At 44.5% G+C, this 20,688-nt stretch carries 20 protein-coding genes; 14 read left to right on the top strand and 6 right to left on the bottom strand.

Translation table 11 applies throughout. The annotated features are described in order from the left end of the window. Positions 1-359 precede the first annotated feature (359 nt). Positions 360-989, top strand: coding sequence for a LemA family protein (locus IGI66_RS12635; RefSeq protein ID WP_438849161.1), 630 nt, complete (start codon positions 360-362; stop codon positions 987-989). A gap of 135 nt (positions 990-1,124) precedes the next feature. Here IGI66_RS12635 and rpsD read toward each other — a convergent pair whose 3' ends face one another. Then, positions 1,125-1,736, bottom strand: coding sequence for a 30S ribosomal protein S4 (gene rpsD, locus IGI66_RS12630; RefSeq protein ID WP_010779564.1), 612 nt, complete (start codon positions 1,734-1,736; stop codon positions 1,125-1,127). A gap of 481 nt (positions 1,737-2,217) precedes the next feature. Between rpsD and IGI66_RS12625 the strand changes: the two genes are divergently transcribed. From IGI66_RS12625 to IGI66_RS12580, 10 genes are all read left to right on the top strand, one after another. Beyond that, positions 2,218-2,997 carry a Cof-type HAD-IIB family hydrolase gene (locus tag IGI66_RS12625; protein WP_010779565.1) on the top strand — a complete coding sequence of 260 codons (780 nt, stop codon included), beginning with the start codon at positions 2,218-2,220 and terminating at the stop codon, positions 2,995-2,997. 334 nt (positions 2,998-3,331) lie between these two features. Then, positions 3,332-4,447 carry a DUF4352 domain-containing protein gene (locus IGI66_RS12620; protein WP_438849160.1) on the top strand — a complete coding sequence of 372 codons (1,116 nt, stop codon included), beginning with the start codon at positions 3,332-3,334 and terminating at the stop codon, positions 4,445-4,447. Next, on the top strand, positions 4,440-5,516 hold the full coding sequence (locus IGI66_RS12615) for a hypothetical protein (protein ID WP_438849159.1): 1,077 nt from the start codon (positions 4,440-4,442) through the stop codon (positions 5,514-5,516). Before IGI66_RS12620 ends, IGI66_RS12615 begins: the two co-directional genes overlap by 8 nt. Before the next feature lie 238 nt (positions 5,517-5,754). Further along, positions 5,755-6,549 (top strand): TIGR00282 family metallophosphoesterase, encoded by a 795-nt coding sequence (locus tag IGI66_RS12610; protein WP_010779568.1) that lies wholly within the window; start codon positions 5,755-5,757, stop codon positions 6,547-6,549. A 15-nt stretch (positions 6,550-6,564) separates the two neighbouring features. Continuing rightward, positions 6,565-6,951: a YlbF family regulator gene (locus tag IGI66_RS12605; protein WP_010779569.1), complete on the top strand. Its 387-nt coding sequence runs from the start codon at positions 6,565-6,567 to the stop codon at positions 6,949-6,951. After that, the gene (mutS, locus tag IGI66_RS12600; RefSeq protein WP_438849158.1) at positions 6,951-9,506 is read left to right on the top strand and encodes a DNA mismatch repair protein MutS; all 2,556 of its coding nucleotides are present in this window, start codon (positions 6,951-6,953) and stop codon (positions 9,504-9,506) included. The genes IGI66_RS12605 and mutS overlap by 1 nt, the downstream gene beginning before the upstream one ends. A gap of 13 nt (positions 9,507-9,519) precedes the next feature. Next, positions 9,520-11,520, top strand: a complete 2,001-nt coding sequence (mutL, locus tag IGI66_RS12595; RefSeq protein WP_438849157.1) for a DNA mismatch repair endonuclease MutL — start codon at positions 9,520-9,522, stop codon at positions 11,518-11,520. A gap of 19 nt (positions 11,521-11,539) precedes the next feature. Further along, positions 11,540-12,097, top strand: a complete 558-nt coding sequence (locus IGI66_RS12590) for a Maf family protein (protein ID WP_288226721.1) — start codon at positions 11,540-11,542, stop codon at positions 12,095-12,097. A 79-nt stretch (positions 12,098-12,176) separates the two neighbouring features. Then, the gene (gene msrB / locus IGI66_RS12585; protein ID WP_086306400.1) at positions 12,177-12,605 is read left to right on the top strand and encodes a peptide-methionine (R)-S-oxide reductase MsrB; all 429 of its coding nucleotides are present in this window, start codon (positions 12,177-12,179) and stop codon (positions 12,603-12,605) included. 196 nt (positions 12,606-12,801) lie between these two features. Then, complete coding sequence (locus tag IGI66_RS12580) at positions 12,802-13,092, top strand: hypothetical protein (protein ID WP_010779574.1); 291 nt, start codon at positions 12,802-12,804, stop codon at positions 13,090-13,092. A 58-nt stretch (positions 13,093-13,150) separates the two neighbouring features. On the opposite strand, the gene IGI66_RS12575 is transcribed toward IGI66_RS12580, so the two are convergent. The 5 genes from IGI66_RS12575 to IGI66_RS12555 are packed head-to-tail and all read right to left on the bottom strand — an operon-like array spanning position 13,151 to position 17,208. Beyond that, entirely contained in the window at positions 13,151-13,975 is an 825-nt protein-coding gene (locus IGI66_RS12575; protein ID WP_438849156.1) for an ATP-dependent sacrificial sulfur transferase LarE, read from the bottom strand. 56 nt (positions 13,976-14,031) lie between these two features. Beyond that, a complete protein-coding gene (locus IGI66_RS12570; protein WP_086306402.1) occupies positions 14,032-14,742 on the bottom strand; it encodes an ABC transporter ATP-binding protein in 711 nt (236 codons plus the stop codon). A 2-nt stretch (positions 14,743-14,744) separates the two neighbouring features. Further along, a complete protein-coding gene (locus IGI66_RS12565) occupies positions 14,745-15,530 on the bottom strand; it encodes an energy-coupling factor transporter transmembrane component T family protein (protein WP_438849155.1) in 786 nt (261 codons plus the stop codon). Beyond that, a complete protein-coding gene (gene cbiM, locus IGI66_RS12560; RefSeq protein WP_438849154.1) occupies positions 15,523-16,506 on the bottom strand; it encodes a cobalt transporter CbiM in 984 nt (327 codons plus the stop codon). Before cbiM ends, IGI66_RS12565 begins: the two co-directional genes overlap by 8 nt. Positions 16,507-16,551: 45 nt before the next feature. After that, the gene (locus IGI66_RS12555) at positions 16,552-17,208 is read right to left on the bottom strand and encodes a Crp/Fnr family transcriptional regulator (RefSeq protein WP_010779579.1); all 657 of its coding nucleotides are present in this window, start codon (positions 17,206-17,208) and stop codon (positions 16,552-16,554) included. A 161-nt stretch (positions 17,209-17,369) separates the two neighbouring features. Here IGI66_RS12555 and larA point away from each other — a divergent pair, with 161 nt between their 5' ends. From larA to larC, 3 genes are read left to right on the top strand one after another with little or no spacing between them, the layout of a single operon-like run. Beyond that, positions 17,370-18,644 carry a nickel-dependent lactate racemase gene (gene larA / locus IGI66_RS12550; RefSeq protein ID WP_301516694.1) on the top strand — a complete coding sequence of 425 codons (1,275 nt, stop codon included), beginning with the start codon at positions 17,370-17,372 and terminating at the stop codon, positions 18,642-18,644. A gap of 24 nt (positions 18,645-18,668) precedes the next feature. After that, positions 18,669-19,409, top strand: coding sequence for a nickel pincer cofactor biosynthesis protein LarB (larB, locus tag IGI66_RS12545; protein WP_438849153.1), 741 nt, complete (start codon positions 18,669-18,671; stop codon positions 19,407-19,409). Next, complete coding sequence (larC, locus tag IGI66_RS12540) at positions 19,406-20,686, top strand: nickel pincer cofactor biosynthesis protein LarC (RefSeq protein WP_438849152.1); 1,281 nt, start codon at positions 19,406-19,408, stop codon at positions 20,684-20,686. The genes larB and larC overlap by 4 nt, the downstream gene beginning before the upstream one ends. Positions 20,687-20,688 lie beyond the last annotated feature (2 nt).

Raw genomic sequence — 20,688 nt, 5'->3', positions numbered from 1 at the left:
GCGGTTCAGGGACGATCCTCTTCGGCAGCGTCTGGCGGTTCCCCCATTTATTTGAAGACGATACAGAACTTGAAAACTTGAAGCAGGACGTCGCACAAATGTATACGATCACGTCTGTTGGTCAAGGAAAGGCTATGCTGCGTTTGAAGCAATTGGAATATTGATTGTTTGTGGTTGTTGGGAGGAAAAGGGATTCTTTTATCCTTAAGATTTGTTAATAAATACTCTTGAAACTTAGGTTGCTTTTTAATACCATTAAAAGTATATTAAAAATTTTGAATGAGTTACTTTGTCTTTGAGGATATGCGTTCGTACTAGTTACTTTTAAAAGTAATCATTTGAAATAAAAGGAGAAAAGAATGAAGCAAGGAATCGTGTTGGTAGCTTTAGTAAAATTATTTGGGTTGTGTATTGTCGGTTGGTTGTTGTGGTTATTCATTTTTTCTGCGTGTACGCCTATGGATCAAGAAACAATTCCAGATATATTAACGTTTCTAAGTATGGTGTTGGGTGTGTTAACAGGAATGATCGTTTCCATAGGGATAAGTTACAATAACGCTGTTCGAAAAGGAAACCAACTAAAGGCAAGTGCCAGCAACATACTGATTGCTGAGGAACGCGGCAATTCGTTGTTAGAAAAAGCGAATAGGGTAGTATTTAAATATTTAGCACATGAGAAAGAAGTATATACTGAACAAGGCGGCACACACGTCAAGCCAGTTAATGATGCGCATCAATTTCAATATTTGATTGAATCCTATCCAGTATTGCGATCCAACGGAAATATCGTCGAATTACTTGATCAAATTAAAGAGTGTGAAACTGCGATCGCGAATAATAAAATGCACTACAATTCTGATGTAGAGAGCTACAATACGTTGGTCCATTCAATACCCTTGTCTTTATTTAAACGATTTTTCACCTTTAGTGAAGCAGAGTACTATCAGAAAAAACCTATTGAAATGACAGACGATAGGTTAGGAATATAAATGAGTGGATCTTATGCGTTAGCCAGACTAATGCATAAGATTTTTTTATTGAAATAAGGAAGAGTGGTAATTTGATTTTTTAGAGCAAACAAAAAACACCCAAGAGTCGAGACTCTTGAGCGTCTGTAAGAAGTCTTACATTAATTTGTTGTAGAATTCAACGACTAATGATTCGTCGATTTCTGGGTTGATTTCATCACGTTCTGGTAAACGAGACAATGAACCTTCTAATTTTTCAGCGTCAAAGCTTACGAAAGCTGGACGACCGACAGCTGATTCAACTGCTTCTTTCACAGTAACCATGTTTTTAGATTTTTCACGGATACCGATTACTTGGCCAACTTCTACTTCGTATGAAGCGATGTCAACACGTTTGCCATCGACAGTTACGTGACCATGGTTTACTAATTGACGTGCTTGACGACGAGTTGAAGCCAAACCTAAACGGTAAACCACGTTATCTAAACGACGTTCTAGTAAGATCATGAAGTTAACACCGTGTTTACCTTCTTTGATTTTGCTAGCGCGTACGAATAAGTTACGGAATTGACGTTCGTTTAATCCGTAGATGAAACGTAATTTTTGTTTTTCTGACATTTGCAAGCCGTATTCAGATTTCTTTCCACGGCTGTTTGGTCCGTGTTGACCTGGAGCGTATGGACGACGTGCTAATTCTTTGCCTGTTCCTGATAATGAGATACCAAGACGACGAGATTGTTTCCATGATGGTCCTGTATAACGTGACATTAAAAATTCCTCCAATAAATTGTTTTGGAGTAAAATAATCCGTTGAAAAATTCATATCCGTGTAGTTCGTTCTTCAATCTTCGCCTTCGCAGCCGCGGTTACGCAATTGAACCAATACTGGCAACGAACTGGGGACGGGCTATTATTCTTCTGCTGCATTATTTTACACAAAGGTCAGTATAACGGATAATAGGAAGCGAAGTCAAGTTCAGGAGTTGCATTTTCGAAAAAAATGTGTTAATTGTGGACTACTGACGAAAAACGATTACTTTTTTTCAAAGTCAGTGAAAATTATGAATGGGAAGTACGTGAGAACTTTTTGCAAATTCTCTGAAACTTCTCTACAATATAAGGGCAGGCAGTCGCACGACAGACTGTTGCGAAGGTTAGATAAAAGTGTTGGGAATAGGGCAGTTGCGTGTTTTCAACGGAAGTTCGTCCTTAACAGGACAACAAATACATATAAATGGAGAGATAAATCTTGGAAAGAAAATTAATCGCACTAGACATTGATGGTACCTTGTTGAGCAGCCAAAGAGAACCTTTGGACAGCACGGTAGGGGCACTGAAGGCATTGCGCGAGGCGGGGCATTTAGTGACTATCGCGACGGGACGTTCGCGTTTGCTGGCTGGCGGTGTGATTCATCAATTGGGCTGTACGAACTACATTATTTGCAATGGTTCTGCTGGATTTTTAGACCATGAGCAAGTGTACAAGCATACGCTGGACCGCGAAGCATTGGCTCGGATGATCGATTTTGCGAGTGAGCGCAAGGTGGACATCGCGTTGTTCGGACTAGATTCATTTGCACGTGTGACAAGATTTGACGAACCTAAAGTACTGGATGCGATGGAATCTTTCGGTCAAAAAGCGCCCGAGTACGAAGCAGATTATTTCTCTCAACATGAAGTGTATCAAGGCTGTGCATTTTATGATCAATCACTGGACGCGGAATTTGAAGCAGCGTTTCCAGAATTTCGGTTAGTACGCTGGCACGAAAACAGTGTCGATATCATTCCGAACCCCGGCTCAAAGGCGCAAACGATTTTAGCATTGGCTAAAAAAGTAGGGATCAAACCTGAAAACATCGTGACCTTTGGCGACGGCAACAACGATATCGAGATGCTGGACTTAGCGGGAACAGGTGTCGCGATGGGGAATGCCGCATCTCATGTGAAGGAAGCAGCCAACCTTGTGACAGATACAAATGACCGCGACGGGATCTATAAAGCGTTGCGCCAATTAGAATTGGTTCATTAAGAATCGCAAGTAAGGATCGGGAAAAGTTCCCGGTCCTTTTTTTGTCTTCTGCTTCTGACTGGGATTGGTCTACCGCCAACGAATAGGAGAAGGATGCGGCGATCTTTATTTGTCGGTAAATTATGAAAAGAAAAAGGAAAAATTAAATAGATATATATAGTATGAATTCTGTTTTGAACATTTTCTTTTATTATTTGCATTTGTTTTTTTAAAATTTATTTACAACCTGTTAATTTCTTTAACCGTGTTGACTGTGGCGATATTTTTCGATTATCATATAAGTGATAAATGTTTTTTTATTGATACAAAAACAGAAAAAGGAGGAGGAAAAACAATGAAAAAGTTTAGGGGTATCCGCGGGCTGGTTGTGCTGGGCAGTATGCTTGTATTGATGACTGCGTGTTCAGGCGGCGAGGCGAAAAAGGAAGAAAAAAAAGAAGCGAAAGCACAGACATCGAAAGTGGAATTGCGTGTTGAAAATGGAAGCTACATCGTTCCTGATGGGAAAAAGGTTGATGATACGAATGGTTTCCTAGCATTGGACATCAAAATTAAAAATAAATCGAAGGATGAGCTGGCGGTTTCTTCTAGTGATTTTGCTCTTTATGACGAGGAGGGAAAGAAGGTCTCTTCAGAACGCATCTATGATTCCAATAACAACTTCAAAGTAATGGGGAGCGAAAGCTTGTCAGAGGACAAGAGTTTCACGGAACCACTCGTTTTTGAAGTGAAAAAGGATGCGAAATACGACCTGCATTACAAACCTTCGTCTTTTTCAGAGGATGGAAAAGATAAAGGAGTGGAATTGAGCCTTAATACAAAAGACTATCAGGATGAATCTAAAGCAGTTCAAGCATTGACGGATCAATATGTGACCAAGGTTTTCTATGGTTCGGACGAGGTGTCGGAAGAAAACAAGAAAGCTGCGGGCAAGCTAGAATTAGCTAATGATATCGAGCAGGAGCGGAAGACGTTTAGAGAAGAAGGGATCAATGCGTTGAAGGATGTGTTTTCTAATTATGAGCCGTCAACGGCAGAGTTAGAAAAAGTCATTGATCAGATTCAAAAAACAAACACTGAAAAGGGCAAGGTGACCTATAATTTCAAAGAATTTTTCCCTGAATCCGCGGTGATCTATGTACGTCCCGAGATGGTTTTACTCGATGATGTCGATACAAAGGCGATCGTAGAGAAATTTGTGGAAGAAAATAAAGGCAAATATACGGATTACACGAGTGTACGACGCGATGCGGAGAAGTTCCTGCTGCAGGAATTGCCAGCGAAAATCAATGAGACACCGGTCAATACAGATGAGAACATGAATGGCGAAGGCTATCAAGTCAAGCTGGAGAAAAAAGACGGCAAGTGGGAGATCCACTCTGCCAATGAGAGTCGCAACTATTATTTCAAATCAATGAAGAAGACCTTCAGGGGCGGACTCAATGACTAGAAAAACGAGAGTACTGGTTATGGTCGCAGTACTCGTTCTAGGAGTGGCTGGATTTATCGGCTATTCTAGCTATAAAAATAATGAGGCGAACACGGTAGATCACCTCGCGACTGCATTGATCGAACAGGATCAGGCAGCAGTGAAGCGCTACATGCCTCGTTATTCCAATAAGAAAAAGATTTCAGCTCGTGCATTGGCAATGTATCAAAAGCAGATGAAGCAAATGAAAAAGAAGCAAGTAGTGGCACTTTTACAGAAAGAAGAAAATTTTACGATCAAAGAGGGAGCTTCTATCTTTAAGCCGGCACAAATTTATCCGAACCCGCGTTTTTTTACGATAGAGCTGCCTAAAGGAACGGAGCTGCGGGCCAAACTGCAAGCCAGTGACTTCTCAGGGGCGTATGAAGAGAAGTGGAACAAGTATACGTTTGGACCGCTGATACCGGGAAGTTATTCATTGACCTATGACATCGCTCACCCGAAGTTTGGGTCAAAGAGCATGAAGGATACAGTGAATCTTCAAGCAGCGGATCAGCGATTCACAGTAAAGGAAACGAGTCTGTATGAAGGAAATGAGGCGTTTCAAAAACATTTGCTGGCATCGGCAGTCAATCATTTCAACTCCTTTAATGACGCAGTCCGCAGTGGGCTGAACGTGTCTAAGCTGGCGGCTTCGAAGAACTACAAGGAAGAACTGCAAAAGGGCTTCAACCAGTTGAAGCCCTACATGGAAAGCTTTGATCAAGAATTCCAAACGATCAAAATCGATTGTGACTCGATCTCGGTAAATACTGCGCAAACCAAAGTGCAGTTAGATTTGTACGTAGACATCAAGCGGTCTATGAAGTTGATCAAAGAGATAGGGATCGATGAAGCCTTGATCTCTGACAAGCAAAATGCCATTACTTCTTTCGTTTACGATGAAGACCAGAAAAAGTGGCTGATCGATGATATGGATTTTGAGACGTATCAGCAAGACCCTGAAACCTGGAAACATGTTCAGAGCTATCGAGAGGAACAAGCGAAAAAGGCTCATTGGGATAAAAACAGCAATGGAGAAGTCGTATAAACAGTAGGATGTACCTGATAAATCAGGCGCATCTTTTTTCATAACTAGAACGATTACGAACTTCTCCGCCAATGATGCTGCGAAAAAAAGGGTCAGATCGTGCGGGTCAAAAGAAGAAGCGTCTGATTCCTTCGGGCAGGTTTCTTCGACGAAGCAAACGATTGTCGAGGAATCTTTTATTTTTAAGCAAAAACAACTATAATAAGACAAGATGCTTAACTAGAGAAGGGGAAAAAAAGTGCGCTTATTATTCATTGGGGATGTTGTAGGGTCGTTAGGTCGACAAATGCTGAGTGATTATTTACCACGATTAAAGAAGAAATACCATCCACAGTTGACGATCGTCAACGGTGAGAACGCGGCAGCCGGTCGCGGGATCACGGAAAAAATCTACAAAAAGTTTTTACAAGACGGTGTTGATGTTGTTACGATGGGGAATCATACGTGGGACAACAAAGCGATTTTTGATTTTATTCCAGAAGCGAAAAAAATGATTCGGCCAGCGAATTTTCCAGCAGGAGCACCTGGCAGAGGGCACTTGTATGTCAAAGTGAACGATTTGGAGTTGGCGATCGTCAATTTGCAAGGTCGCGCATTTATGACAGATATCGATGACCCTTTCCGGATCGGTGACCAGCTGATCGCGGAAGCGCAAAAACGTACGCCCTATATCTTTGTAGATTTCCATGGGGAAACAACGAGTGAAAAACAGGCGATGGGCTGGTTTTTAGATGGCCGCGTGTCGGCTGTCGTAGGGACCCATACGCATGTTCAAACCAATGACGCACGAATTTTACCAAAGGGGACCGCGTATCTGACGGATGTTGGGATGACTGGACCTTATGACGGTATTTTAGGAATGAGAAAAGAGCCCATCATCGAGAAATTCATGACGGCTTTGCCTCGCCGATTTGAGGTAGTGGAAGAAGGGCGCGGATTATTATCCGCCTGTGTGATCGATATCGATAAAAACGGTCACGGACAAAAAATCGAAACGATCGTGATCAATGACGATCGTCCATTTAGAGAATAGAAGCAGAGGGATCGTATGAATCTAGCAAATGAAGCCGCCGTCGAAGCGGCTTTATCTCATTTAACTGCCTTATTAGGTGAAAACGAAGTGATCGTCCATTACCAAGAGCTCCAAAAACGAGTAGCGGAAAACGACACACTTCAAGAATTAGAAGAAGGCATCAAGGCCGCGCAAAAAGACGCGGTCCAGTTCGCTCATTATGGCAAACCAGAAGCAGAACGCGAGGCGTTGAAGGAAGCAGATCGTCTGACCAAAGCCTTCGACGAACACCCATTAGTAGTTGCTTACCGTGAGCAGCTCTATGAAGCCAATGACCTGTTGCAGCATTTGACGACGATGATCCAAAAAGAGGTCAATGCCGCATTGGAAGAGGAAGAATCCACAAAAGGAGGAGAGATCTAATGCCTCAAAAAACGAAAAATACGCCAATGATGGAACAATACTTGGCGATCAAAGAACAATATAAAGATGCTTTTTTATTCTATCGTCTCGGAGACTTTTACGAACTCTTCAATGAGGACGCGATCAAAGTCTCGCAGCTCCTAGAATTGACCCTGACAAGCCGCAACCGGAATGCGGAGGACCCGATCCCCATGTGCGGCGTGCCGCATCATTCCGCACAGGGCTATATCGATACTCTAGTGGAACAAGGCTACAAGGTTGCTATTTGTGAGCAAATGGAGGACCCCAAACAAGCCAAAGGAATGGTGAAACGGGAAGTTGTCCAATTGATCACACCGGGGACGTTGATGGAAGGCAAAGGGATCGAAGCCAAGGCCAACAACTTCTTGACGGCTGTTACGCAAGTAAAAGACAAATTCGGTTTTGCGTACGTCGATCTTTCCACCGGAGAACTAAAAACGGCCCTGCTTCATGACGAGGAAGCCGTAATGAACGAGGCGACCGCTTTGCAAACGAAAGAGATCGTTCTTGGCAGTGAGATTCCAGAAGGCCTGCAGAAAAATCTGGCGGAACGTCTGGGCTTGGTTTTCTCTACGCAAGAAACGATCGAGGACAATGCAGAATTCAGTTTTCTGACCGCAGAGATCACAGATGATTTGGAGAAAGAAGCAACGGGCAAATTGTTGACCTACTTGTCTGTTACTCAAAAACGCAGCTTAGGACATATCCAAAAAGCGGAGGAATACCAGCCGGAGCATTTCTTGAAGCTGGATTACTTCTCTAAGACCAACTTGGAATTGACCCGTTCGATTCGGACCGGGAAAAAACAGGGCACGCTTTTGTGGCTGTTAGATGAAACAAAAACCGCGATGGGCGGCCGTCTCCTGAAACAATGGATCGATCGTCCGCTGATCCAAAAACGTCAGATCAATGCCCGTCAAGCGATGGTTTCTTCGTTATTAAATGCGTATTTTGAACGGATGGATCTGAATGAGACGTTAACGAAAGTCTATGATCTGGAGCGACTTGCTGGACGTGTGGCGTTTGGCAACGTCAACGGACGGGATTTGATCCAATTGAAGACTTCCTTGATGCAGGTCCCTCAGATCCGTCAATTATTGACCGGGATCAACCAAGGCGAGTGGAATGATTTATTGGTTGATATGGAACCGATGGACGATTTGGTGGCGTTGATCGAAAAAGCCATCAATGAGGAAGCCCCGTTGCAGATCACGGAAGGCAATGTCATCAAAGACGGCTACAATGATCAACTGGATCACTACCGGGAAGCCATGAAAAACGGCAAGACTTGGCTGGCCGAATTAGAAGCCCGGGAACGTGAAGCGACAGGGATCAAAACCTTGAAGGTCGGCTACAACCGCGTGTTTGGCTACTATATCGAAATCACGAAGTCGAACCTTGCCAACTTAGAAGAAGGCAAGTACGAGCGGAAGCAAACCTTAGCCAACGCCGAACGCTTCATCACACCGGAATTGAAAAAATTAGAGACGTTGATTTTAGAGGCGGAAGAAAAATCCGTGGCGCTAGAATACAATCTCTTCTTAGAAGTCCGAAACGAAGTGAAAAAAGCCATCACGCGTCTGCAAAAGCTGGCAAAAAGCTTGAGTGCGACAGATGTGCTGCAAAGCTTTGCGACAGTCAGCGAACGGTATCAATACGTGCAGCCAGCGATGGAAGTTGGGACCCACAATTTACAAATCGAAGAAGGCCGTCATCCCGTTGTGGAGAAGGTCCTTGGGCACCAAGAATATATCCCAAACAGTGTCCACATGAGCCCAGATGAGATGCTGCTGCTGATCACTGGACCGAATATGTCTGGTAAAAGTACGTATATGCGTCAGTTGGCATTGACGGTGATCATGGCGCAAATGGGCTGTTTTGTTCCAGCAGAAAGTGCGGAGCTGCCGATTTTCGATCAGATCTTTACTCGGATCGGAGCCAGCGATGACTTGATCGCCGGACAATCGACCTTCATGGTGGAAATGATGGAGGCCAATCAGGCCTTGCGTCACGCGACACCAAACAGCTTGATCCTATTTGATGAGCTTGGTCGAGGGACGGCGACATATGATGGCATGGCCTTAGCGCAAGCCATCATCGAGTACATCCATAAAAATGTGAAGGCCAAAACGCTCTTCTCGACCCATTACCATGAGTTGACCGTTTTAGAAGAATCTTTGCCGCAACTAAAAAATGTCCACGTAGGTGCTGTTGAACAAAATGGCGAGGTCGTCTTCTTGCATAAATTGATGGATGGTCCTGCCGATAAGAGCTATGGGATTCATGTAGCGAAGATCGCCGGAATGCCCACCGAATTATTGTCACGAGCAGCGACGATCCTCTCTGCGTTAGAAGCAGACGCGCCGATACAAAAGCAGCCTGAAGTGATCGAAGAAAATGAGCAGTTGTCGTTATTCAATGAAGTATCCACTGCCGAATTGGGTGTGGTGGACAGCCTCAAGAAAGCCAATTTGCTTGAAATGAACCCGATGGAAGCATTAAACTTCCTATACGAGTTGCAAAAACGGATTTAGGAGGAGGCCTTTGATGGGCAAGATCCAAGAATTATCTGAACGTTTAGCCAATCAGATCGCTGCCGGAGAAGTCGTGGAACGTCCGGCCTCGGTCGTGAAAGAATTGGTAGAAAATGCGATCGATGCGGGGGCGACCCAGATCGATATTTTGATCGAAGAAGCGGGATTGAAAAAAATTCAAATCGTCGACAATGGCGAAGGCATCAGCGGAGACGACGTGGAGAATGCCTTTAAACGCCATGCCACCAGCAAGATCCACAATCGCGATGACTTGTTCCGCATTCGGACATTGGGGTTTCGCGGCGAAGCGTTGCCGTCGATCGCCTCTGTTTCTGAGATGACCTTGGAGACAGCGACCGCCGATGAAGCGCAAGGTTCGTACCTTTTCTTGAAGGGCGGCAAGATTGAAGAGCATCGCCCGACCGCGTTGCGGACAGGGACAAAAATCACTGTGGAGAACTTGTTTTTCAATACGCCTGCACGGCTGAAATATGTCAAATCCCTCCAAACGGAGCTGTCCAACATTGGTGATATCGTCAACCGGATGGCGCTGAGTCATCCTCAGATCGCGTTTCGTTTGGTTCACGATGGACACAAAATGCTGAGCACCAGCGGAAGCGGTGATCTGAAGCAGACGCTTGCCGGAATCTATGGTGTTGCGACTGCGAAGAAAATGCTGAAGGTCGAAGCCAAAGACTTAGACTTTACCTTGAACGGATACATTTCACTTCCTGAAGTAACGCGGGCAAGCCGGAATTATTTGTCCCTCATCATCAACGGCCGGTATATCAAAAACTACGCCTTGAATAAGGCGATCATCCAAGGCTATCAATCGAAATTGATGGTGGGGCGTTTTCCGATCGCTGTGTTGGAAATCACCATGGACCCCTTGCTGATCGATGTCAATGTCCATCCGACGAAACAAGAAATTCGTCTCTCTAAAGAAAAAGAATTGATGGCGCTCATCAGTCAAGGGATCGCGGAAACTCTTCGTCAGATCAACCTGATCCCAGATGTTGGCGAAAACCCAAGCTTCAAGAAGAAGGTCGAAAAGCTCCAAACAGAGCAATTGGATTTGCCGTTAGAGGAACAGACCAAGAAAAGAAGCGATTTGAATTACGATCCCAAGACGGGGATTTTCTATGTAGAACCGAAAGCGCCGGAAATCGTTGAGACGCCGATTCCCTTAAACGAAGAGATCGTCGAGAAAACGATGACGGTCCCGCTGGAAACAGAAGCGGAGAAGCTGTCGATCGTAGAAGAAACAATCGAACCACTAGAGGAGGCTTCCGCACCAATTGAGGAGAGTGTCGATCAAGAAGCTGCGAATACCGACCATCCTGAGTTCGACCTAAGCACCCAGTCTGGGGAAAAGGTGATCGAGCAGGCCATCACCAAACTGGAACATGAACAGCCAAAGGAACGCTTTCCGATGCTGGAATATTTCGGTCAAATGCATGGCACATATTTATTTGCTCAAAGTAAGGACGGGCTGTACATCATCGACCAGCACGCGGCCCAAGAACGAATCAAGTACGAATACTTCCGGGAAAAAATCGGTGATGTTTCAGACGATCTGCAAGAATTGCTGGTGCCCTTTGTGTTGGATTACCCAAACAATGACGCCATCAAGCTGAAAGAGAAGACAGAGCTGTTGCAGGAAGTCGGGATTTATTTGGAAGAATTCGGTCCGAACAGCTTCATCGTTCGTGCCCACCCGACCTGGTATCCAGCAGGGCAAGAAGAAAGCATTATCCGCGAGATGATCGACATGCTGCTGATCACTGGTTCAGTCAGCGTCAAGAAATTCCGTGAAGCGACGGCGATCATGATGAGCTGTAAACGATCCATCAAAGCCAACCATCATTTGAATGAGGCGCAGGCACGTGTCTTGTTGTCTGATTTGGCACAATGCGAGAATCCCTTTAATTGCCCTCATGGCCGTCCCGTTCTGATTCATTTCAGTAACAGCGACATGGAGCATATGTTCAAACGAATCCAAGACCCACACTAGAAAATAGGAGTACGAATACATGACCGTTATCTTAGCCTCACAGTCTCCACGGAGAAAAGAGTTATTAGGCTGGCTGCTGCCAGCATTTGATATACAACCAGCGGACATTGATGAAGACGTCAAGGATCGTTATACACCAACGGATTACGTGATGGAGATGGCACGCCAGAAAGCCGCGGTAGTTGCAGAGAAGCAGCCAGAAGCATTGGTGATCGCCAGTGACACTGTCGTCGTGCTAGGTGAACAAATCCTAGGAAAACCCAAGAGTCGTGAAGAAGCCTTTGGTATGCTGAAACGTATGAGCGGCGGCAGTCACTTGGTGTATACATCGGTAGTGATCCGTCAAAAAGAACAAACAGCAGAAAAATTGACCTCTGCAAAAGTGACCTTTTATTCATTGACGGATGAAGAGATCAATCGCTACCTGGACAGCGACGATTACAAAGACAAAGCCGGCGCCTATGGTATCCAAAATGGCGCAGGTGTCTTCGTTGAACAAATCGAAGGCGACTATTACAGCATCGTTGGATTTCCAGTAGGGGCGGTAAATCAAATGCTGAAGGCCTTTGATGATTGATTCCTCAAAAACATGAGCAAATCCTTCGTGTCTTTCTTTTTTCCGGCGTATGATAGGCAGTAACAAAGGGGGCAGAATGATGGAACAAGAAGAATTGAAAAAGAAACTCTCACCAATGGAATATGCAGTGACTCAGGAAAATGCGACAGAACGTCCATTCTCTGGAACGTACGACGATTTCTACAAAAAGGGCATCTACGTCGATGTCGTTAGCGGTGAACCGTTGTTTTCTTCAAGTGACAAATACGATGCCGGTTGTGGCTGGCCAGCCTTTAGTCGTCCGATTGAAAAGCGTGGAGTTGCTGAGAAAGCCGATTTTTCTCACGGGATGCATCGGGTAGAAGTACGCAGCAAAGAAGCCGATTCTCATCTTGGTCATGTGTTCAATGATGGCCCGCAGGATCAAGGCGGTCTGCGCTATTGCATCAACTCCGCAGCGTTACGTTTTATCCCTGTCGATGAGATGGAAGCAGCAGGCTACAGCGAGTACAAAGAATTAGTAAAATAAGGTGTGCCGATTTTTCGGCGCATCTTTTTATTTTGTCTCTTGAACCGCCAGAAAAAAGCGTCCATAGATACTACACCTAAATGTTACTATCTTTCTTTAATAAGATAATGGCTATCGTCCATTTTGAAAATCCTTATAATCAATAGAGTAAGCAGTACGATTAGTAAACAGATTTTGATTAAAGGGAGAGTTTCGTATGAACAATTGGACAACGACAATGATTGAACGCTTGGATTCAGCGTATCAAGTGCGCTTTGAAAAGGAGGCCGTACTGGTCTTTCTAAATGACGCGTATCAAAATGCGTTGATGTTGAGAAAAGAATCTTTAGGAGAAACCAATACAGCGATGGAGGAGTTTTTAGCAGCATTCAATCACACACGGGATTTATTTATCAGTCAGGTAGTCGACCGTTATCCCTCTAGCTATACAGAAGTTGCTCAGCAAATCGCTGAACTAAAACAATTGAACCTGCACTTAACGATGTAAATCCCCCAAAATAAAAAAACAGTGCGTCAGAAGCTGCTTCTGATGCGCTGTTTTTGCGTTAAGAGATTGTTTTTCTATGGATCGTGCGTTTTTTTGATTCCCGTTCGTAATGAAACCCTTCAAGGTCGATCGACACATGACTGAAGCCTAGCTGTTTGATGTGGGCAATGATTGTTTCTTTCTTTTCAACTAAGGGCAGCAAGTGCTGTTCAGGGACTTCGATCCGTGCTTCCTCGTTCTCACTGTGCAGGCGAACGATGGGAAAGCCGATCTCACGTAAATATTTTTCGCCTTCAAAAACCTTTTCGATATCGCTGAGGGTCAATTTTTTTCCTCGAGGAAAACGGTTCGCCAAGCTCCAGAGACTATTTCTGTTCCAATTAGAAAGGCCGGCCTCCTTCGCTAATTGCCTGACGTCTTCTTCGTACAAATCAGCTTCTTGTAAAAAGCTGATGATGCCTTCCTCGTCTCGGGCCTTTAACCCAAGTTGGAAATCTTCTTTGTTGTCCATGATCATTCCATCCGCAAGGGCCGGAAATCCTTCTTCGACGGCTGCGGCATGGATCGTTTGATAGAGCATCTTTTTGCTGTAATACAAACTGACAGAAGTATTTGTGGCGATTTTAGGCTGAGAAAGCTCGCTCATTTCAAGACCTAAAACATTTGCGCCCATCGCTTCAGCCAAATCTAACGCCTCATTAAATTCTTCATCAGAGATCAATTCAGAATTCATGACGATCGCTAAGATGTTGCGGGGACCTAACACGTTTAGTGCGGTATGGAGGAGGTAGGAACTAGCGACACCTCCAGAATAGGCAATAGCAAGTTTGTTGGTTTCTTTTAATTGTTGAATCAGCCGTTGTTCTTTTTCTAACGCTGTCATTTGAAGCATCTCCTAATAAGTGGACTCGTCGTCTAAGCGGTATAACGGATAAACGATTAATAACTAGCTAAACGAGCAATCAATTTTTGATCCTTTTGAATGTCTTCTTTTTTATAGGGAGTGATTTTTTCCGTGAAAAGCAAGACATCGACGGGTTCGTCTTGAAAGCTGCGGTAATCATGGGAAGCAATCAAAATGGTTTTTCCCAAGTCGTGGAGCTTCCGCAAGATCTCTTTGAATAATTTTTCCGAATCCTTCGTCAATCCGTTGAAGGGTTCGTCCAGTAAAAATGTTTCAGGATTCATGGCTAAAATACTGGCGAAGGCGACTTTTTTCTTTTCACCGCCAGACAGTTGATAAGGAACTCGTTGGCGAAGGGGCGCAATCGACAGCAAGGCAAGACAATCCTCCACTCGCTGACGCACTTCTTCCTCTGATAACCCTAGCTGTCTAGGCCCAAAAGCAATCTCATCATACACAGAATTGTTGAATAATTGATGATCAACTTCCTGAAAAAGAATGCCAAAGTGCCGGTAAAAAGCTTTTTTCTTCTTTTGCCATTGGCGCATATCCTCGCCTTTAAACAAAATCTTTCCCGCAGACGGCTGCTGGAAACCGGCTAAAAGATTCAGCAGTGTCGATTTTCCGCTGCCGTTGTCCCCCATCAATAAAAGATAGGCCCCTTGAGGGATCGTGGTTGAATAAGGGGCGAATACCTCCCGCTGTGTCTCAGGATAACTAAAGCAAACATCTTCTAATTCAAACATCATTACACCTTCCCAATGAAAAAAAGAACGAATAAAAGCATGACCTGCGTCAAAATATAAACGTAGTCGATTTTCTTCAAAGCTAGTTTATGCGTGGGATACGTTCCGTTGAATCCGCGTGCTTCCATCGCTTGCTGGAGTTTTTTTCCATAATCAAGCGAACGTAAATAGATCAAAGCAATCACGTTGGTCCCTAGATACAGTTTCACCTGTTGATTGCCTACATGACGCGCACTGATTCCTTTCATCATATGAACCATTACCTTCGCCAAAATATAAATGTATTTGATCGTGATATCCAATTGAAATAAGACGATATTCGGCAAGTACCAGCGCTTTAACAAAGAAAGCAGCTCGTAAGTCGTAGCCGTCTCCGTATACTGGCTGATCAAGCAGGCGATCAGCGGCACACGTATCAGGAAAAGAAACGTCCCTTGATGCAGGAGGAGACTAGGCAAGTAGATGAGAAAAGGCATAGCTGACAAGAGCACGCTTTTTCCTAAAATTTTCTTGAGGTCCTTTTGAGAAAAGAAAAGCAGCCCACTAAAAATATACAACCCGCAGATCCACAGCACCAACATTTTTTGTGACAGACTCACGATCAGCAGCAAAGCAAGCGTTGAAAGAAAGCGAAGCGAAGGATGGATCGCTGACGCCGCGCTTCTCTCTGATCCATGATCAAATTTCTCAAGGATAAAAAGAAGCCCTTTCTGATTTTTCATCAGAAAGGAATTTTTTTTATCAAGCAGCAACGCGTCCTCATTTTGCGACGTCAACCAATCAGGCATGCTTGTTCCTTCTTTCAAAAAGAACACGATAAATCAAAAGAAAGACCAAAATAGCGGTGACGCCGCAGAGAATATACCCAATTCCTACAGGCAATCCTGGGATCGTATAGTCCGTAAATAAAGAATGGAAGCTCCAGCCTTTCACCATTCCTTGCGGCTTGTTGACGGGTAAATGGTAGTTGCGCAAGGTTTGGAGCAGCTCTTGCAGATCCCATTCGCCAAAAGCAGTCCCACTGGCTAATAAGCCAAGCGGAGAAAGTAAAAGAAAGGCGATCAGAACATACTTCAACCGTTGTGTATTTGTTCCTTCGACGGGTGCCGACAATGCCGCGGTTTCGTTTGTTCGTTTGACAAATTTCAGCACACCTAATGTGAAGAACCCTTCAACAAAACCGATGATCAGCAGATGCGTGCTCATCATCGCGGGAATAGTGATGGCTAACGGGTACGGATTGTAAAGGGGATGATTGGCAGCATCATGGAAAAGCACAGGTTGTATGCCCAGTAAGACCGCTGTCGTAAACGCTGCGGCATTTACACCTAGATACGCAGCCAGAAAGGCGCCTATTTTAGGCCAATGCTTTTTAACTAATTGATAGACACCGTATCCAACAAAAGGCATAACGATAGCCATCGTAAAACAGTTCGCTCCGAAGGCGAGAATCCCGCCATCGCCGAAAAGCAGCGCCTGTAAGAGCAGTGCTGCCGAGACAGAAAGACAAGCAGCCCAGGGACCCATCAAGATTGCAAGAAGAACACCTCCGACTGCATGAGCCGTTGTTCCCCCCGGTACCGGAAGATTAAACATCATGATCAGAAAAGAAAGAGAGGAGGAAAGACCCAGCATAGGGATCGTTTCCTTGTGCAGTGAGACTTGCGCTTCGACCTTTCGTATAGAGAGATACCAAAACGGTGCAGCTGTGGCCAGCATGACGCCGCAGGTTTCAGGACTAAGATAATTTTCAGGGATGTGCATACGGTAAGACTCCTTTTTCATAATAAGGAAAAAATCATTTTTTTGTCATTGTGTGGTGTAATCAGCAAGATAGTCTAGATCAAGAACGACGATTTTTTGATGCTGGATCTCGATCACTTTTTCTTGTTTAAGGTCGTGGATGATTCGATTCACGCTGTTTCGCGTCGAGATGCCGCAGAACCCAGCGATGTCTTCATTTGTTATAGGAAAATCGATCAAGATTCCCGACGCTTGCTTGATGCCAAAAAGGGTGACGAGTTTATTGATAAAGGCGCAGACTGCTCCTTTTTTCCCATTCATCGTCATGTTTTGCAGGGCTTGTATGTTTTCGGATAATTTTTTTCGATAATAATCTCGAACATAGTCCTGTAATTGCTGGTTGTGTTTGACATATTCCCAAAAGCTCGCTCGCGGAATACGATAGAAACTCGCTTCCTCCGATTCGATCCGGACGTTAAAGGGGGCTGAAGTGTAGTTCGATACCTCATCCTTTAATAGAGAAATAATGTCTGGAGCAACAATATACGATAGATTAAATTCTCGCCCGTCTTTAAGAATGATACTCGTTTTGACGATCCCATCCTTTAGGACATACGTATAGGCCTCCTCTAATCCGTGATAAGACAAATAGGTATGTCTTCTCTTTTTGATAATGGTCGTTTGCTTCTCTTCTAAGAAAGAAACTAAATAATCTGCCTCCACCAAAAAAACTCCTTTTTCTTTTTTTGATTTGATTTCCTGTTACATATTATCTACGCGATCGAAAAAAACACGTTAACAAATATTACTATCAATTGCGCTATCTCTGAAATTTCATTTCAGTATACTAACGTCCGTAAGTAAAAAATAGGAGATGACACACGATGGTAGACGTTAAATTACCATACGACAAACAATTGATCACAGCAAAAATCCCTGAAAAGAATTTTGCAGGTCTATTGGAGTCAAAAGCAGAGAATTTCCAAGCGGCTCTTTCAGAAAAAGAGACCGTAGAAAAATCATTGGACGATCCGATCGGAAGCCGTTCATTAGAAGAATTGGCGAAAGGCAAGAAGGACATCGTCATCATCAGTTCTGACCACACAAGACCCGTTCCTTCACATATTATCACACCTATTCTGTTACGCCGTATCCGAAGCACAGCCCCAGACGCCCGTATCCGTATTTTGGTTGCGACAGGGTTCCACCGGCCATCCACACGGGAAGAACTTATCAATAAATACGGTCAGGAAATTGTTGATAATGAAGAAATCGTCATGCACGTCTCAACAGATGATTCTTCGATGAAAAAAATCGGTCAACTGCCCTCCGGCGGCGACTGCATTATCAATCGCATCGCGGCAGAAGCGGATCTGCTGATTGCCGAAGGGTTCATTGAATCCCACTTCTTCGCAGGCTTTTCTGGCGGACGAAAGGCAGTTTTACCGGGGGTTGCTTCTTATAGAACCATCATGGCTAACCACTCTGGCGAATTTATCGACTCTCACAAAGCGAGAACAGGAAATTTGAATCACAATCCGATTCATAAGGATATGGTATATGCGGCTCGCACAGCCAACTTAGCGTTCATCGTGAATGTGGTTCTTGATGGAGAAAAAAAGATCATCGGCTCCTTTGCGGGAGATATGGAGGACGCACATAAAGTCGGCTGTGAGTTTGTTCGTGAATTAGCCAGTGTGCAAAAAATCCCAAGTGACATTGCGATTTCAACAAATGGCGGATTTCCTCTTGACCAAAACATTTACCAAGCAGTGAAAGGAATGACCGCAGCCGAGGCAACAAATAAAGAAGGCGGCGTCATTATTATGGTCGCTGCATCAGGAGACGGTCACGGCGGCGAAGGGTTTTACCATAATTTAGCAGATGTCAGTGATCCAAAAGAATTCTTGGATCAAGCAATCCATACACCGCGCTTAGAAACGGTCCCAGATCAGTGGACATCGCAAATCTTAGCAAGAATCTTGGTTCACCATCATGTGATCTACGTTTCTGATAAAGTTGATCCGACATTGATCACGACTATGCATATGGATAGTGCTCAGACCATTGATGAAGCGATGGAAAAGGCGTTTGAAATTGAAGGCAATGAGGCAAAAGTCACGGTCATCCGAGATGGCTTATCTGTAATCGTTCAATAGAAGTCGTTTGGAGGGATGAACACGATGGACAAGAAAGAATTGCTTAGAAACGTACAGCTAGGAAAACTGTCCGTTGAGGAAGCTGCTGAAAAACTGACGGGCTTTAATGAATTAGGTTATGCCAAGATCGACACGCAACGAAAAGAAAGAAATGGTTTTCCTGAGATCATTTACGGCGAAGGAAAGAACCTTGAACAGATCATCGGAATAGTGACTGTTCTTAAAGAAGAACAAAAGCCGATTCTTGCGACGCGGATATCTTCGGAAAAGGGGCGTGCGTTGCAGGACACGTTCCCGGATGGAAGTTATTTTGAGCTGGCCCGGTGCTTTGTCCTTCAGCCAGTCAAGCCAGACTCTGAAACGTATATTGCGATCGTTACTGCGGGGACATCCGATGTTCCTGTTGCTGAAGAAGCAGCCGTGACAGCAGAAACTTTCGGCAATCAGGTGAAGCGGATCTATGATGTGGGCGTTGCTGGGATCCACCGGCTGTTTGCTCGTTTAGAGGAGATTCAACAGGCGTCTGTCGTGATCGTGATCGCTGGAATGGAAGGCGCATTGGTCAGTGTAGTAGGAGGCTTGGTCAATGTGCCGGTGATCGCTGTTCCAACAAGTATCGGATACGGAAGCAATTTTCAAGGAATGACGGCCTTATTGGGGATGCTGAATAGCTGTTCTTCTGGTGTCAGCGTCGTCAACATCGATAACGGATTCGGTGCAGCCTACTCAGCCAGCATGATCAATCAATTAAGGAGAAAAAAATGAAAAATCTATATTTAGAACCATTCTCCGGTCTTAGCGGAGACATGCTAAACGGACTTTTGATCGATCTAGGCGGAGATGTGGCGGCGTTAGAACAAGAATTAGCCAAGCTGTCTGTAGGGAATTACCATCTCCATGTTCAAAGGATCGCTAAAAACAGTATCTTTGGAACTGATTTTGATGTTCATTTAGCCCACGGAATCAAGGATAACGGTGTCCCTCACGATTTCGATGCACACGCGTCTCATGTGCATCCTGCCCATGAGCAGGTCCACGAACATAGTCATGCCCATACGCATAGCCATTCAGAGGCTCGAAATCTACGGGACATCTTAGCGCTGATTGATCAGAGTACCCTCTCTCAACAGGTCAAGCAACATAGCCGACAGGTCTTCAACGACATTGCCAAGGCAGAGGCCGCTGTACACAACAAACCAATCGAAGAAATCCATTTTCATGAAGTAGGGGCGATCGATTCAATCGTCGATGTCGTAAGTTTCTTTATTTTATGGGAACAATTGCAAATTGCGCACGTTTATTCCTCGCCGATAACAGAAGGCTCTGGCACGATCACCGTCGCCCATGGGGTCATGCCTGTTCCTGTACCGGCAGTGATGCAATTAAGAAAAGGAACCAACTTGATCATCCATCAAGACACTGACGTGCGGACAGAACTCGTCACACCAACCGGTATCGCGATTTTCAAGGAAATTCACCCTTCATTTGTTCTCAACGGTGTTCAGCAAATTGAGAAAGTGGGGTATGGGTTCGGCAAACGAGAAACAGGGAAATTCAATGCGCTGCGAGGTTCGTTGATGGCTGTCGAGCCAAGTAAACGGGGGAATCATCAGACGCAAGATCAAATTTTAAAGATCGAGGCGAATATTGACGATCAAACGCCAGAGCAATTAGGGTTTGTGATGGCTCTCTTATTGGATCAAGGCGTGCTTGATGTTTTTTATACGCCGATCCAGATGAAGAAAAACCGGTGTGGGATTCTACTGACGGTCCTCTGTACACCAGAGCAAAAAGAATTCTTTACGAAGCTTTTGTTCAAACAAACAGCAACGATCGGGGTGCGGTATACCCAGATGGCTCGAACAGTGATGGTGCGACAGTTCGTTACGAAGCAGACACCGTATGGAGAAATCCAGGTGAAGCAAAATCGTTACGAAGACATTGAAAAAAACACGCTGGAATTCCAAGACTGTCAACGAATCGCTAAAGAAAATAATTTATCGATCTATGAAGTATACAAAAAATTAGAAAAATATAGTTAAAA

Source organism: Enterococcus sp. AZ048, from assembly GCF_051715125.1.
Taxonomy (GTDB): domain Bacteria; phylum Bacillota; class Bacilli; order Lactobacillales; family Enterococcaceae; genus Enterococcus_A; species Enterococcus_A gilvus.
The sequence above is the reverse complement of the archived record's forward strand: the minus strand, read 5'-3'. Positions and strand labels throughout refer to the sequence as shown.

What these genes read in the sequence shown, in the direction of transcription:
- IGI66_RS12635 (WP_438849161.1), top strand. Translation starts at nt 360, where the DNA reads ATGAAGCAAGGAATCGTGTTGGTAGCTTTAGTAAAATTATTTGGGTTG.
- rpsD (WP_010779564.1), bottom strand. Translation starts at nt 1,736, where the DNA reads ATGTCACGTTATACAGGACCATCATGGAAACAATCTCGTCGTCTTGGT.
- IGI66_RS12620 (WP_438849160.1), top strand. Translation starts at nt 3,332, where the DNA reads ATGAAAAAGTTTAGGGGTATCCGCGGGCTGGTTGTGCTGGGCAGTATG.
- IGI66_RS12615 (WP_438849159.1), top strand. Translation starts at nt 4,440, where the DNA reads ATGACTAGAAAAACGAGAGTACTGGTTATGGTCGCAGTACTCGTTCTA.
- IGI66_RS12605 (WP_010779569.1), top strand. Translation starts at nt 6,565, where the DNA reads ATGAATCTAGCAAATGAAGCCGCCGTCGAAGCGGCTTTATCTCATTTA.
- mutS (WP_438849158.1), top strand. Translation starts at nt 6,951, where the DNA reads ATGCCTCAAAAAACGAAAAATACGCCAATGATGGAACAATACTTGGCG.
- mutL (WP_438849157.1), top strand. Translation starts at nt 9,520, where the DNA reads ATGGGCAAGATCCAAGAATTATCTGAACGTTTAGCCAATCAGATCGCT.
- IGI66_RS12590 (WP_288226721.1), top strand. Translation starts at nt 11,540, where the DNA reads ATGACCGTTATCTTAGCCTCACAGTCTCCACGGAGAAAAGAGTTATTA.
- msrB (WP_086306400.1), top strand. Translation starts at nt 12,177, where the DNA reads ATGGAACAAGAAGAATTGAAAAAGAAACTCTCACCAATGGAATATGCA.
- IGI66_RS12580 (WP_010779574.1), top strand. Translation starts at nt 12,802, where the DNA reads ATGAACAATTGGACAACGACAATGATTGAACGCTTGGATTCAGCGTAT.
- IGI66_RS12575 (WP_438849156.1), bottom strand. Translation starts at nt 13,975, where the DNA reads ATGACAGCGTTAGAAAAAGAACAACGGCTGATTCAACAATTAAAAGAA.
- IGI66_RS12570 (WP_086306402.1), bottom strand. Translation starts at nt 14,742, where the DNA reads ATGTTTGAATTAGAAGATGTTTGCTTTAGTTATCCTGAGACACAGCGG.
- IGI66_RS12565 (WP_438849155.1), bottom strand. Translation starts at nt 15,530, where the DNA reads ATGCCTGATTGGTTGACGTCGCAAAATGAGGACGCGTTGCTGCTTGAT.
- cbiM (WP_438849154.1), bottom strand. Translation starts at nt 16,506, where the DNA reads ATGCACATCCCTGAAAATTATCTTAGTCCTGAAACCTGCGGCGTCATG.
- larA (WP_301516694.1), top strand. Translation starts at nt 17,370, where the DNA reads ATGGTAGACGTTAAATTACCATACGACAAACAATTGATCACAGCAAAA.
- larB (WP_438849153.1), top strand. Translation starts at nt 18,669, where the DNA reads ATGGACAAGAAAGAATTGCTTAGAAACGTACAGCTAGGAAAACTGTCC.
- larC (WP_438849152.1), top strand. Translation starts at nt 19,406, where the DNA reads ATGAAAAATCTATATTTAGAACCATTCTCCGGTCTTAGCGGAGACATG.